Annotated in this window: 12 protein-coding genes; all 12 read left to right on the forward strand. The window is 36.6% G+C overall.

The window, feature by feature from the left end:
* The first annotated feature begins 47 nt into the window (after positions 1 to 47).
* The 12 genes from OH814_RS04370 (at position 48) to OH814_RS04425 (ending at position 14,087) form a co-directional block, all read left to right on the forward strand.
* Positions 48 to 1,631, forward strand: coding sequence for a phage tail sheath C-terminal domain-containing protein (locus OH814_RS04370; protein ID WP_308827259.1), 1,584 nt, complete (start codon positions 48 to 50; stop codon positions 1,629 to 1,631).
* 34 nt (positions 1,632 to 1,665) lie between these two features.
* A complete protein-coding gene (locus OH814_RS04375; protein WP_076560825.1) occupies positions 1,666 to 2,097 on the forward strand; it encodes a phage tail protein in 432 nt (143 codons plus the stop codon).
* A 24-nt stretch (positions 2,098 to 2,121) separates the two neighbouring features.
* The gene (locus OH814_RS04380) at positions 2,122 to 3,474 is read left to right on the forward strand and encodes a phage tail sheath C-terminal domain-containing protein (RefSeq protein ID WP_308827260.1); all 1,353 of its coding nucleotides are present in this window, start codon (positions 2,122 to 2,124) and stop codon (positions 3,472 to 3,474) included.
* A gap of 34 nt (positions 3,475 to 3,508) precedes the next feature.
* Positions 3,509 to 3,940 (forward strand): phage tail protein, encoded by a 432-nt coding sequence (locus OH814_RS04385; RefSeq protein WP_308827261.1) that lies wholly within the window; start codon positions 3,509 to 3,511, stop codon positions 3,938 to 3,940.
* A gap of 2 nt (positions 3,941 to 3,942) precedes the next feature.
* Entirely contained in the window at positions 3,943 to 4,410 is a 468-nt protein-coding gene (locus OH814_RS04390) for a phage tail protein (protein ID WP_076560829.1), read from the forward strand.
* 194 nt (positions 4,411 to 4,604) lie between these two features.
* Entirely contained in the window at positions 4,605 to 4,766 is a 162-nt protein-coding gene (locus OH814_RS04395; RefSeq protein ID WP_164462484.1) for a DUF5908 family protein, read from the forward strand.
* Positions 4,766 to 5,485, forward strand: a complete 720-nt coding sequence (locus tag OH814_RS04400; protein ID WP_279197310.1) for a LysM peptidoglycan-binding domain-containing protein — start codon at positions 4,766 to 4,768, stop codon at positions 5,483 to 5,485. Before OH814_RS04395 ends, OH814_RS04400 begins: the two co-directional genes overlap by 1 nt.
* A 1-nt stretch (position 5,486) precedes the next feature.
* Positions 5,487 to 7,232: a type VI secretion system tip protein VgrG gene (gene vgrG / locus OH814_RS04405; RefSeq protein ID WP_308827262.1), complete on the forward strand. Its 1,746-nt coding sequence runs from the start codon at positions 5,487 to 5,489 to the stop codon at positions 7,230 to 7,232.
* Between the two features lie 2 nt (positions 7,233 to 7,234).
* On the forward strand, positions 7,235 to 7,525 hold the full coding sequence (locus OH814_RS04410) for a PAAR domain-containing protein (RefSeq protein WP_201133783.1): 291 nt from the start codon (positions 7,235 to 7,237) through the stop codon (positions 7,523 to 7,525).
* A gap of 153 nt (positions 7,526 to 7,678) precedes the next feature.
* Entirely contained in the window at positions 7,679 to 8,089 is a 411-nt protein-coding gene (locus tag OH814_RS04415; RefSeq protein ID WP_123887319.1) for a GPW/gp25 family protein, read from the forward strand.
* Positions 8,090 to 8,177: 88 nt separating this feature from the next.
* On the forward strand, positions 8,178 to 11,228 hold the full coding sequence (locus tag OH814_RS04420) for a baseplate J/gp47 family protein (protein WP_308827263.1): 3,051 nt from the start codon (positions 8,178 to 8,180) through the stop codon (positions 11,226 to 11,228).
* A 24-nt stretch (positions 11,229 to 11,252) separates the two neighbouring features.
* Positions 11,253 to 14,087, forward strand: a complete 2,835-nt coding sequence (locus OH814_RS04425) for a hypothetical protein (RefSeq protein WP_308827264.1) — start codon at positions 11,253 to 11,255, stop codon at positions 14,085 to 14,087.
* The last annotated feature ends 8 nt before the right edge of the window (positions 14,088 to 14,095 follow it).

A 14,095-nucleotide genomic window follows, 5' to 3' on the forward strand; every position in this document is an offset into this window, starting at 1 on the left:
GTTTTTACTTCGAGGAATAATTAATATTAATTTTAAATTTTTAACAAATGAATTACAAAACCCCTGGAGTCTATGTGGAGGAACAGGCAAAATTCCCACCTTCCGTAGCGCAAGTTGAAACAGCTATTCCCGCTTTTATTGGATATACCGCTGATGGACCAAAAAATAAGCCGACAAGAATCTCTTCAATGTTGGAGTACGAAGCACTTTTTGGAAAAGCAAACCCTGAAACTTTTGCTGTAGCTTTCAAAGACGGCGTTGCAACAGCAACACAAACTAAGGTAAGCGATTTTAAAATGTACTATGCCATGCAAATGTATTTTGCCAATGGTGGTGGCGCTTGTTATATCGTTTCTGTAGGAGCGGAGAATGTTTATTATTTAGCAGTAAGTTTAGCTGAATTACAAGCAGGTCTCGACTTATTAAAAAAAGAAGACGAGCCTACATTGATCGTTTTCCCTGATCTTCAAGGTTTGGTTGCTAGTTCGGCTGATGTAGTTGCTGCACAAAGGATTAAAGATCTTGCTCAACACGAACTTACACTTGCAAATACAGCAGTTGTAGCTGCTCAGGCTGTATTTGATGATGCAGAAGATAACGGTACGCCTGAAGAATTGGATCAAGCTAACAAAGTTTTGATTGATGCTAAAGCTGATGCTTTAACAGCTAATTCAATTGCTACGATTGCTAACACTAATTTAACAAAGGTCATTACTGCAAACTCCAACGATGCAGCTGCTAATGCTTATAATTTATATAATCTGGCTTTAGATCAGTCAGAGTTATTAAAAGACAGATTCGTCATTATGGATGTTCTTGGAGAAATTTCTGCATTTAAAGGAGATTCAGGTTCTTCTTCCGGACAAAGTGGTGAACGCTTAAAATACGGAGCAGCATATTATCCAAAATTAAAAACAGTGTTGAGCTATGATTTCAAAGACGCAAATGTTTCTGTGATGGGTGTTTCTGGTGTAACAAATTTAGCAGAGCTGAAAACTTCAAATTCAGAATTTTACAATCAAGCTAAAAAAGCAATCGAATCTAAACCAGTAGTATTGGCTCCATCATCAGCAATGGCCGGAGTATACGCTAAAGTAGACAGTACTTCAGGAGTATGGAAATCGCCGGCAAATGTAGGATTGAGCTTCGTACAGGAGCCGACAATTAAAATTTCTGATAGAGATCAGGATGCTCTTAATATCGATTCAAATGGTGGAAAATCAATCAATGCGATCAGAACTTTTACCGGAAAAGGAACATTAGTTTGGGGTGCAAGAACATTAGACGGAAACAGCAATGAGTGGAGATATATCTCTGTACGTCGTTTCTTCAATATGGTAGAAGAGTCTGTGAAAAAAGCAACAGAACGTTTCGTTTTCGAACCGAATACTGCTAATACCTGGATCCGTGTACAAACAATGATTGAGAATTTCCTTAACCAACAATGGCAGGAAGGTGCATTGGCAGGAAGCAAACCTGAAGAAGCGTATTACGTAAGCGTAGGTTTGAATAAAACAATGTCGGCTCAGGATATTCTGGAAGGCAGAATGGTCATTGAAGTGGGTATGGCTGCGGTACGCCCTGCTGAGTTTATTGTGCTACGTTTTTCACACAAGCTACAAGAAGCATAAAATAATTAAAACAACAAACTAAATATAAATAATTATGAATACATATCCATTAGTAAAATTTGCCTTTGAAGTAGATTGGGGCGGAACAAAAGTAGGCTTTCAGGAAGTAAGCGGTTTGAATGCCGAAGCAGCTTTAATTGAATACAGACATGGCGCAAGTCCGGATTTTAGCAAAATTAAAATGCCGGGACTGAAGACTTTCAGCAACATTACTTTAAAGAGAGGAACTTTCAAAAGCGATAACGAGTTTTTTACTTGGTTCCAATCAATTCAGTTAAATACGGTAGAAAGAAGATCAATCACCATCTCACTTTTAGATGAGAACGGAGAGCCGGCAGTTACCTGGAAAGTAAAAAATGCATTCCCGCTTAAAGTAAATGCAACAGATTTGAAGGCTGAAGGTAATGAGGTCGCTATTGAAACTCTGGAAATTGCACACGAAGGATTAACTATTGAAAATAACTAATATTAACTTTTAAATTTAAAAAAAATGAATTACAAAACACCTGGAGTCTACGTTGAGGAAATTGCAAAATTCCCACCATCTGTAGCACAAGTAGAAACGGCTATCCCTGCTTTTATCGGATATACAGCAGAAGGCCCAAGAAATGAACCAACAAGAATCTCTTCTATGTTGGAATACGAAACGATTTTTGGAAAAGCAAAAGCTGAAACTTTTTCACTTACTGAAGTTCCAGCGACTACGACTCCAACAGTTAAACCCAGAGCTGTTACTGCGACTTTAGCACCTAGTCCTTTCAAAATGTATTATGCGATGCAAATGTATTTTGCCAATGGTGGTGGACCATGTTATATCGTTTCTGTAGGAAGCGCTGTAGGTTATCCAACTGGAGTAGATGCAGTAGATTTGGATGAGTTGAAAGCTGGTCTTGCTACTTTAGAAAAAGAAGACGAGCCAACTCTTATTGTTTTCCCGGATGCTGAAGGTTTGGATGGACTAAAAGCTTATGATTTATATGAATTAGCTTTAGATCAGGCAGAATTATTAAAAGACAGATTTGTCATTATGGATGTTGTCGGAAATACTGCTGATGCAGTTAAGGATTTCAGAGATAATGTTGGATCTGGCCCTAGTGGAGAGCGTTTAAAATATGGAGCTGCCTATTACCCAAAATTAGAAACGGTTTTAACTTACAGTTATGATCCAACCGTTATGATTGCTGAGCATACTCTAGAGTACTGGAAAACGCATGATTCTGAACTATACAACTTAGCTAAAGCAGCAATTGAGTCTAAAAAAGTAGTAATGACTCCATCATCAGCAATGGCCGGAGTATACGCTAAAGTAGACAGTACTTCAGGAGTATGGAAATCACCGGCAAATGTAGGACTGAACTTCGTACAAGAACCCAAAATTAAAATTTCTCACGAAGATCAGGAAAATCTTAATGTAGATGCAACGGCTGGTAAATCAATCAATGCGATCAGAACTTTTACCGGAAAAGGAACATTAGTTTGGGGTGCAAGAACATTAGACGGAAACAGCAATGAATGGAGATATATCTCTGTACGTCGTTTCTTCAATATGGTAGAAGAGTCTGTAAAAAAAGCTACAGAGCGTTTCGTTTTCGAACCGAATACAGCTAATACATGGATTCGTGTACAAACAATGATCGAGAATTTCCTTAACCAACAATGGCAAGACGGTGCATTGGCAGGAAGCAAGCCAGAAGAAGCTTATTACGTAAGCGTTGGTTTGAATAAAACAATGTCAGCTCAGGATATTCTGGAAGGCAGAATGGTCATTGAAGTGGGTATGGCTGCGGTACGTCCTGCTGAGTTTATCGTGCTTCGTTTTTCACACAAGCTACAAGAAGCATAAAATAATTAAAACAACAAATTAAATATAAATAATTATGAATACATATCCATTAGTAAAATTTGCCTTTGAAGTAGATTGGGGCGGAACAAAAGTAGGTTTTCAGGAGGTGAGTGGTTTAAATGCCGAAGCAGCTTTAATCGAATACAGACATGGCGCAAGTCCGGATTTCAGCAAAATTAAAATGCCGGGACTGAAAACTTTCAGCAACATTACTTTAAAGAGAGGAACTTTCAAAAGCGATAACGAGTTTTTTACTTGGTTCCAATCAATTCAGTTAAATACGGTAGAGAGAAGATCAATTACCATCTCACTTTTAGACGAAAACGGAGTGCCGGCAGTTACCTGGAAAGTAAAAAATGCATTCCCGCTTAAAGTAAATGCAACAGATTTGAAGGCAGAAGGTAATGAGGTCGCTATTGAAACTCTGGAAATTGCACACGAAGGATTAACGATCGAAAATAACTAATCATGGCTCTTTTATATCCTCCAACTAGTTTCTCTTTTATTGTTAATGGGATTTCAACAACAGAGGGTATTGACTCCAGATTTCAGTCTATATCTGGTTTATCAACAGAAATTGTAACTGAAGAATATGCCGAAGGAGGCGAAAACAGATTTCTTCATCAGCTTCCTTTGAGACCAAAATATGAAAATTTAGTTCTTAAGCGTGGTTTAATCGTAAGTTCAGGATTGATAAGCTGGTGCAGAAATGCAATGGAAAACTTTGAGTTTGAACCCAGAGACCTTATCATTACTCTTTCAGGAGGCCTACAATCTACAGCACCTTTAATGGTTTGGAATGTAGTTGGGGCATATCCTGTAAAATGGAACGTTTCAGAATTCAACGCAGAAGAAAGCAAACTTGCTATTGAAACAATAGAACTGAAATATAGATATTTCACAATACCTTCATCGTTAGCAAGCTTAGGCTTGTAATTTCTAAATCTAATCTAAGCACCTGGAAGTGTGTTAGTTTTCAGATAACATTCAGCAAAATTTTTCAGATAAAAAAGATTGGTCTATAACAAGACTGAATGCACTCTTTGTGTGCTTAGATTTTTAAAAATATACATGTTAAATCATTGGTTATTAGTGTTTTGAATATTAATAATTGATTAAAAACAAACGAAATGCCAATAGAAATAAAAGAGCTTCACATTAAAATAAATGTGGACGAAAAAGCAGAAGCAACGACAACTACCGCATCGGTAGATGAAGCACAAATTATGCGGGCAATCAGCGAAAGCGTAGAGCAAGTAGTAAATATTGAAAAACGTAAAAAAGAAAGATAATGAGAGGAGCAATTCAAAAACTTACAATAGGAACATATGAAGACTCTGATTATAAAAAAAGAGTTGATAGTGGAGCTTTTACAGCTTTTATAAATCCTACTGGTTATTCCGTTACATATAAAACAGAACTTGAACCTGGTCAACCATTAGGAGCGCCTAAAGAGACTAAAAAATATGTCGCGTCACCTTCAACAGATTTACAGTTAGAATTTCTATTTGATGGTACAGGTGTAACAGAAGCTTTTTCTGGCAATAAACTTATCAATAAAATAAAAGGGAAATTTTTTGAAAAAACATCAGTAAAAAAGCAAGTCGAAGCTTTTTATATAGCTACAGGGCAGGTTGATGGTCTTATTCATAAACCTTATAATGTTATTCTTAACTGGGGGGATTTTGAATTTAAAGGAGTATTAGCAGAATTTACTGTCGAGTATAAATTGTTTGACAATGAAGGGCGGCCATTACGAGCCATTGGGAAAGCGAAATTTAGTGAATCAATTAGTCAAGAACTTGCAGCAAAAGAGGTAAAAGCATCTTCTCCGGATCTTACACACAAGAGAATAGTACAAGATGGAGACACACTACCATTAATGACCGAAAGAATCTATGGAGATTCTAAATACTATTTGGAAGTAGCTAAAGTAAATGGATTGGTCAACTTCAGACAGTTAAAACCAGGAAGTGAAGTATACTTTCCACCCCTAGATAAAATATCATAACATGAACAATAGCGGATACATAAAAACAGCAAAAAATCCAGACCTGATTACTTTTAAAGTGATGTCCGGAGGTACCGAATTGCCAGGTAAATATGGTGTAAAAAGCATAGTGGTAGAAAAAGAAGTCAACAGAATTCCTTATGCCCGCATTGTGATTTTAGATGGAAGTGTACCAGAACAAGATTTCAAATTAAGTAATGAAGACCTTTTAATTCCGGGAAAAGAAATTGAAATTACTGCCGGATACCATTCTGAAGAGGAAACCATTTTTAAAGGAGTTGTTGTAAAGCATAACATAAAAGTTAGAAACGGCTCTTCTTATCTCATTATCGAATGCAGAGATAAGGCAGTAAAAATGACTTTAGGAAGAAAAAGTAAGTATTTCTACGACAGTAAAGACAGCGATATCATTGAAGAATTGATTGGTAACAGCGGTGCAACTGCCGATGTAGAAGCGACTTCAAATTCACATAAAGAACTGGTGCAGTACCAATCTTCAGATTGGGATTTTATGCTAACCAGAGCACAAGCCAACGGTAAACTTTGTTTTGTTGAAAACGGAACCATAAAAGTTGCTAAGCCAGATTTTAGTGGAAAAGAAGTAGAAACAGTAGTCTACGGATCATCTGTACATGAATTTGACGGAGAGATTGACGCAAGAGATCAGTTCAATAAAATCACAGCCAAAACATGGAGTTATACCGATCAGGAATTAACAGAAGTTGAAGCTCAGGATCCGGCAATTAATCTCAATGGAAATCTTACGTCAGGAGATTTGGCAAAAGTTTTCGGAATTGAAGATCTGCAACTGAAACACGGCGGAAATCTTACCCAAAACGAACTACAAGATTGGAGTGATGCAAAAGCAACTTTCCAACAGCTGGCAAGAACGAGAGGAAGGGTGCAATTTCAGGGAATTCCAGAGGTAATACCGGGAGTTTCATTAACACTTCAGGGAGTAGGAAACAGATTCAACGGAAAAATATACGTTACAGGTGTCCGTCACGAAATTGCCGATGGAAATTGGCTGGTTGATGCTCAGTTTGGGCTTTCTCCAACATGGTTTTCAGAAACTTATGATGTGAGCGAAATGCCTGGTTCAGGGATTATTCCTTCAATAAGTGGATTGCACATTGGCGTTGTTTCACAATTAGAATCAGATCCGGATGGCGAAGACAGAATTTTAGTACAAATTCCAATCATCAATAACGAAGAAGAAGGAATTTGGGCGAGAGTGGCTACGCTGGATGCAGGAGAAAACAGAGGTTCGTTTTTCAGACCGGAAATCGGAGATGAGGTCATCATCGGATTCATCAATGACGACCCGAATGATGCAGTGGTGCTTGGAATGTTAAACAGCAGTGCAAAACCGGCTCCCATTGTAGCTTCTGATGATAATCACGAAAAAGGATTTGTAACCCGAAGCGAAATGAAAATGATCTTTAATGACGATAAAATTTCATACACGCTGGAAACCCCAAAAGGCAAAAAAGTGATTTTGGATGAAGATGCCGATGTTATTAAAATTGAAGATGAGCATTCTAATATTCTTACGCTTAATAAAGACGGAATCAGTATCGAAAGCGGAAAAGACATCAAAATCAAGGCAAAAGGCGACATTACTATGGAAGGCACCAATATCAACATTAAAGCCAGTGCTCAGCTGAAAGCAGAAGGAAGCTCTGGTTCTGAGCTTAAATCGGGAGCAGTAACAGTCGTAAAAGGATCTCAAGTAAAAATTAATTAATCATGAAACCGGCAGCAAGAATTACAGACATGCATACCTGTCCCATGGTAACGGGAACAACTCCACACGTTGGAGGTCCCATCATTCCGGCAGGGGAACCGACTGTGTTGATCGGAGGAAAACCGGCAGCGAGAGTAGGAGACAAAGCAGTATGTACAGGCCCTCCAGATACTATCGCATCAGGATCTTCAAGTGTTATGATAGGCGGAAAACCAGCAGCAAGAATGGGAGATTCTACAGCTCATGGAGGTGTAATAAGTGCTGGTGAAGCTACTGTTTTAATTGGTGGATGATGTTTAAAGACAAGTTTTACACGATGATAAACCGCATTTAAATAACATTCAACTAAAATAAAATGTAAAACATCCATAACAAAACAGTTAGAAAAACTAAAACTCTATGTTACAGATGCAAGATGCTATAACTAAATATAATACAAATAACGTATGAAAATAAATACAGATTTTTTGGGAATAGGCTGGAGTTTTCCGCCTGAGTTTAATGAGACTGAAGGAAAACTGGCAATGACCACCGATGTAGAAGACATCAATAACAGTCTTATTATTTTATTGTCAACGAGACCAGGCGAACGGGTAATGTTCCCGGATTACGGATGCGATTTGCAGGAAATGCTCTTCAAACCTCTAGACTTAACGCTGATCACTCAAATGAAAGGAATCGTTGAGCGTGCTATTTTATACCATGAGCCTAGAATAAACATTTTAAGTATTGAAATTGATACTCAGGACGAGCTTGAAGGAGAAGTTTTGATACACATTGACTACGAAGTAAGAAATACGAATACAAGAAGCAATATGGTTTTTCCTTTTTATAAAGGTGAAGCTACTGAAATATAATGAATTACGGGATGTCTGTAGCCACTTTGAATACTACCAACATTACAATAAGTATTGCATCTGACCATAGAAAGATAAATATAAACAAATGAAAAAAACAGATACATTTTCACATTATCGTGAAGGAAAATCACAAATGCAGCGCTTTTTAGCAGAATTAGATCCGGGCAATCTTGAATTACACGATTTCGATCTGTTTGATTGGCTGTTATTCGCAAATAATTTTGCTAATCGTGTAAACTATTTTGATAAAGATGATAATACAAAACCAAAAGGGAATTGGGGAAACTTCTTCCTGGGTGATGATGCCAATGCTATCCCACGCAGAGAAAGTGTTGAGTATAAAAGTATGAAAAAACAGGTTGCAGATCTGATGTCCCAGTTTGAACAAGACAGCAACTTGACACCTCATTTAACATTATTTGTTTGCTTTTTAAAATTATTAGATTTCTCAAAAAAAGCCTTCAATAATTTGACGAAAAGGCATTTGGATTTCTATTATAACGAAATACTTCAAATTGAAAAAAACGATGCCCAATCAGACAAAGCGTATGTGATTTTTGAATTGGCAAAAAAAGCAATTCAGGAAAAAATTCCCGGCGGCACATTGCTGGATGGCGATAAAGATGCTACGGGAAAAAAACTAGTTTACAAAACAGATGATGACCTTATTGCCAATCAGGCAAAAGTAGTCGAGATAAAAAGTTTTTTAAACGATGTCAAAAAAAGAGAGCTGAAAATGGCTCCGAAAGCAAATACAGCAGATGGTCTGGGTGATAAATTACCGGAAGACAGCAATTATTGGTGGCCTTTTGGATATAATTCTGACGAAACAGTTCCTGAAAAAAAATCTATTTATAAAGAGCTTCCAAAAGCTAAACTGGGTTTCTCGGTGGCTTCATCATTATTTGATCTGAAAGAAGGTGAAAGAACGGTCACTTTAAAAATTGATTTTAATAAAAATTCTAGTCAGAAATTACAAAAGATTCCTACAGGAGATATTCAAAATAATATCAAAGTGCTTTGTAGTGGTGAAAAAGAATGGCTATCGGGAATTTTTTTAAAATGTCTTAAAAATGAAGAAGATCAATTAGAACTTTCTTTTACATTACCAAAAGATTTCCCTGCAGTTGTACAATACAATAAGAAAGTACTTTTAGAAACGTTTCAAACGAACTTTCCGGTTGTAAGGTTTATGATTGAAGGGGAAAATTACTACGATATTTACGAAGCTCTTTCAGAAAAACTAATAAAAAACATAGAAATATCGGTTGATGTAAAAGGAGTAAAATCTATTCAGATAGAAAACGATAATGGCGTTTTAAACTCAGAGAAACCTTATTATCCATTTACTGCACAGCCGATTAAAGGATCCAATTTTTATATTAAATGTCCTGAAATGTTTTCCAAAAAATGGCAAAACGCAGACGTTATCATCAACTGGAAGAACACTCCGGAATCTATAAAAGATTTATACAACGGATATGTTATTAAACCTAATCAAACTGTTAGCTTAACAGATTATCAGGCATTAAAAACTCCGGTGGTAGGTTCTGATGCTTATTTTAAAGCAGATACAGCGCTGTTAGACAAAGAAATTTGGTATCCGGAAGCTAATAATATTGATGTATTTAAAAAAGTAGAAAACGGGTATCAAACTCAATTTTCTATCAGGAATGTAAGTGATAAATCAGGGACAGGTGAGTCGATCAGATTGACGTTCAACCAATCATCATTACAGGATGTATATCCCAAATTGTATACGTTGGCATTATCAAGTGATTCTGGACTGGGAAAACTGATCCCGAATGAACCTTATATTCCGTTTGCCGAAGATATCGAACTCAATTACAGCGCAAAAGAAAGTGCTTACTCTTATTTAAGAAAAGATTCTGAAGGAGACTTTTCAAAAAGTGAAGATGTACAATTGTATCATGAAGATGCATTTGGGCAATACGAAAAAGAAGTAAAAACACCGAATATTGTTCCCGTACACGAAAATGGAGGCGAATTATACATCGGTCTGGAAGCTACACCACAAACTACAGTTTCTCTATTAATTCAAATGCTGGAAGGAAGTGAAAACGCACTTGTTGATACTTTCGACGAAAAAGAATTCATAGAATGGAGCATCCTTTCAGGCAATACATGGATCGATCTGTCGGGTAATATACTACAAAATGAAACCAGAAAATTTTTGGAATCCGGTATTGTGAAGTTTAAAATTTCTAAAGATATCGACACCAATCATACAAGATTTACTGACGGATTGGTCTGGATAAGAGCGAAATCAAAAAGAAGTTATGATGCGGTATGTAAGATTCAGGGAATATACACACAGGCTGTTTTGGCAACCTTCCAGAATCAGGATAATGATCTTTCTCATTTAAACAACGGATTGGCTGCAAACACCATTTCTAAACTCATCACAAGAGTTCCTCAGGTAAAATCGGTGAGCCAGCCTTACAATTCATTTGACGGTAAATACAAAGAAACAGATACAGAGTTTTACAGACGTGTAAGTGAACGATTGAGACACAAACACAGAGCGATTACACAATGGGATTATGAGCATTTGGTGTTACAGGAATTTCCGGAGGTTTTTAAAGTGAAATGTTTAAATCATACTTCCGAAAAATCTTACATGGCTCCGGGATATGTAACCTTGATGGTGGTTCCTAATATTAAAAATAAAAATGCTTTCGACATTTATCAGCCTAGAGTAAGCAGAGCAAGTTTAAATAGAATTCAAAATTATGTAAATGAATTAAATACGATGCATGTTACCGCTCAGGTGATTAACCCAAATTATAAAGAAGCAAAAGTAGAAACAAAGGTGAAATTCTTTGAGCAGTATGACGAAACATTTTACCTCAAGCAACTAGACGAAGATATCAAAAAATACATATCGCCCTGGGCTTTTACAGATGCAAAAGATATTGATTTTAATGTGGTGCTGAATGTTAATCAGCTTGTTACCTACCTCGAGCAGCTGCATTATGTAGATTACATCGATGAGGTGAAAATATTGGTGAATAATGTGATACAAAAACAAGCTCTGATCGAGGTAGATCCAAAATCAATTTTGGTCTCTGCCAAACAACACAACGTGAGTATTACCAATCAAGTATGTATTTAATAATAAATAGAAGAAAACATAATCATGTCAGAAAATAAGCACATAAGTATACCCAAAAATATAGAAACCGAAGACCAGAATGATTTTCATTTTCTAAGAAAAACAGGTATTGAATACATCGAAAAATTAGGAGGGAAACTCTGGACCGATTACAATTCTCATGATCCCGGGATTACCACGCTGGAAGTTTTAAGTTACGCCATCACAGATCTTGGGATGAGAATGAATCTTAATATGGAAGATATCTTAGCATCTGAAGACGAAGAGAAAAATATTCATACACAGTTTTTAAAAGCTACAGAGATTCTGCCTTCAAGACCTTTAACTGAGCTTGACTACAGGAAATTATTTATCGATATCAACATGATTTCAGGACCCAAAAGACCAATCCGCAATTGCTGGCTGGTTCCTAAAACTGAAAAGCTGTATGTTGATTGCGAAAATGGAAATCTAGACTTTGTACCGATCGGGGAAAAGACAAAAGATTTCAACGTAAAAGGGCTGTATGATCTTTATGTAGATTATGCTGAAGATATTGATACCAGTGATATCGGATGCGGAGATTCCAGCGTTAAAGCGATGATTCTGGAACGTTATCACGCCAACAGAAGTCTTTGTGAAGATTTAGCTGAAATTAAACAGGTTGAAACCCAAAAAGTTGCCGTGTGTGCCCGTATCGGACTTGTCAATAAAGCTGATGAAGAATTGGTGCATGCTAAAGTAATCAGAGCGATCAACAATTACTTATCTCCGGAAGTTCATTTTTATTCACTGCAGCAAATGCTGGACAAAGGTTTGTCGACAGATCAGATTTTTGAAGGTCCGCTTTTGGATAATGGCTTTATTGATACTGAAGAACTGAAAAACAGCCAACTGAGAAAAGAAGTTCGTCTTTCGGATATCATCAGTGAAATCATGAAAATTGATGGAATTAAAGAAATTCATGAAATTTCTATTGCCGGTTGCGACAGTGTAGTAAAACAGAATAACGACTGGCTGATCTGTATTGAAAAAGGCAGAAAACCGGAGCTTTGCGAATTGAGTTCTTTCAGCTACAGTAAAGGTGCGCTTCCGCTAAATATCAATGAGCAAAAAGTTCAGGATTACTTAGAAACTCTTAAAAGAGAAGAAGAAGTATTGAGAGATGATGCGAGACAAAATAAAGAACTGGCTGTACCACAGGGAACTTCATACGATATTGCAAACTATGCTACTATTCTGAATGAATTCCCCGATACGTATGGAGTGGGAATGTCAGGAATTATAGGAAATCATAATCCCGAAAGAGAAGCTCTTGCAAAACAATTAAAAGGTTATTTGTTGTTTTTTGATCAGATTCTTGCCAGTTATTTCAAACATCTTGAAAAAGTAAAAGAAGTATTGAGCGTAAATGGAGGTGTCACGAGAACCTATTTTACGCAGGCACTTAAAAATATCAAAGGTTTTGATGAATTGGTTTCTGATTATGACATTGAAAACGATGATCAACTTACAGATTCGTTATACGAAGAGCTGGATAACAGTGTGGAACGCCGAAATGAAGTTTTAGATCATTTGATTTCCCGTTTTGCTGAAACATTCAGCGATTATACGTTCTTGATGAAATCATTGTATGGAAATTCTGCGGACGAAATTGTTTTAAACAACAAAGAGAATTTCCTAAAAGAGTATACATCATTAAGTAAAGACCGGGGAACTGGATACAATTATACATTGTTTTCAGATTCAGATATTTGGAATACCAATAATATTTCCGGTGTTCAGAAAAGAATAGCGCGTCTGTTGGGGTTAAAAGATTATACCCAGCGGAGTTTATCTCAATCACCTGTTACAATCATTAAAACAAAGAATGATGATGGTAAATACAGCTATACTTGGAAGATAAAAGACGCCGAAAACAATATTATTTTATCGTCTGTAAAGCCCTACAAAATCGAATATGCTGCAACCAAAAATCTGAATGAAGCGATTTATCAGACCATTCAGATAGACCTCGAAGATCTCAACAATGCCTTAGAAAAATTAGACGAGAAAAATCCTGAGAAAACCATTGATGAATTAAAAAAATGTGAAAAGAATTTCTGCTTGATCGGAAATATAAAAATCCGTGTTTCATTGAATGATAACTTCTATCTGGAGATTGTAGATGATTCCGTTGAACAAAATGTAATTGCTGCCCACAAAAAAACAAATCCTTATTCTACACTCGAAGAATTGAAAACAGGAATTGTGAAATTGGTAAAATATTTAAAATATGAGTTTACAGAAGAGGGTATTTTCCTTGTTGAGCACTTATTACTAAAGCCAACTACAAAAGATTACAAACTCATGGGCGGTATCGGCTGTATGTCGATTGGTGAAACTTTTAGAATAGCCTATGATCTTGAGGAAGAGGCTCCTATACAAAAAGATCCTGTAAAAGTCTCGGAAACCTTCATGACTTCTTGTGAAGATGATTGCGAAATAGATGTTTACGATCCTTATTCTTACCGTATAAGCGTTGTTTTTCCCGGTTTTGCATATCGTTTCCAGGATCCTGATTTCAGACGATATGCCGAGACGGTTATCAGGCAGGAAATTCCGGCTCATGTTTTAGCAAAAATCTGCTGGGTTGGTGACAGGATGAGCGAAACAGAAACCGCACAGGAAGACTTAGAAAGATTTGAAGTTGCCCTAAAAAAATATCTTTCAGATAAAGCAAAAAACAATACTGCAATTTTAGGAAACAGTATCCGTGATTTAGTTGACGCACTTACTTTCTTAAACAATATTTACAGACCAGGAAAACTTCTGGATTGTGCAGCGGAGGATGATGAAAACTCAGACGGAAAAATAATATTAGGACAATCAAACATATAAAAATCTAA

It is taken from the genome of Chryseobacterium sp. CFS15 (assembly GCF_031118795.1).
Classification (GTDB): Bacteria; Bacteroidota; Bacteroidia; order Flavobacteriales; family Weeksellaceae; genus Chryseobacterium; species Chryseobacterium indoltheticum.

Excerpts from the sequence above, each read along its gene's own strand:
- OH814_RS04415 (WP_123887319.1), top strand. The coding sequence starts at position 7,679 with ATGAAAATAAATACAGATTTTTTGGGAATAGGCTGGAGTTTTCCGCCT.
- OH814_RS04400 (WP_279197310.1), top strand. The coding sequence starts at position 4,766 with ATGAGAGGAGCAATTCAAAAACTTACAATAGGAACATATGAAGACTCT.
- OH814_RS04425 (WP_308827264.1), top strand. The coding sequence starts at position 11,253 with ATGTCAGAAAATAAGCACATAAGTATACCCAAAAATATAGAAACCGAA.
- OH814_RS04370 (WP_308827259.1), top strand. The coding sequence starts at position 48 with ATGAATTACAAAACCCCTGGAGTCTATGTGGAGGAACAGGCAAAATTC.
- OH814_RS04380 (WP_308827260.1), top strand. The coding sequence starts at position 2,122 with ATGAATTACAAAACACCTGGAGTCTACGTTGAGGAAATTGCAAAATTC.
- OH814_RS04385 (WP_308827261.1), top strand. The coding sequence starts at position 3,509 with ATGAATACATATCCATTAGTAAAATTTGCCTTTGAAGTAGATTGGGGC.
- OH814_RS04395 (WP_164462484.1), top strand. The coding sequence starts at position 4,605 with ATGCCAATAGAAATAAAAGAGCTTCACATTAAAATAAATGTGGACGAA.
- OH814_RS04390 (WP_076560829.1), top strand. The coding sequence starts at position 3,943 with ATGGCTCTTTTATATCCTCCAACTAGTTTCTCTTTTATTGTTAATGGG.
- vgrG (WP_308827262.1), top strand. The coding sequence starts at position 5,487 with ATGAACAATAGCGGATACATAAAAACAGCAAAAAATCCAGACCTGATT.
- OH814_RS04410 (WP_201133783.1), top strand. The coding sequence starts at position 7,235 with ATGAAACCGGCAGCAAGAATTACAGACATGCATACCTGTCCCATGGTA.
- OH814_RS04420 (WP_308827263.1), top strand. The coding sequence starts at position 8,178 with ATGAAAAAAACAGATACATTTTCACATTATCGTGAAGGAAAATCACAA.
- OH814_RS04375 (WP_076560825.1), top strand. The coding sequence starts at position 1,666 with ATGAATACATATCCATTAGTAAAATTTGCCTTTGAAGTAGATTGGGGC.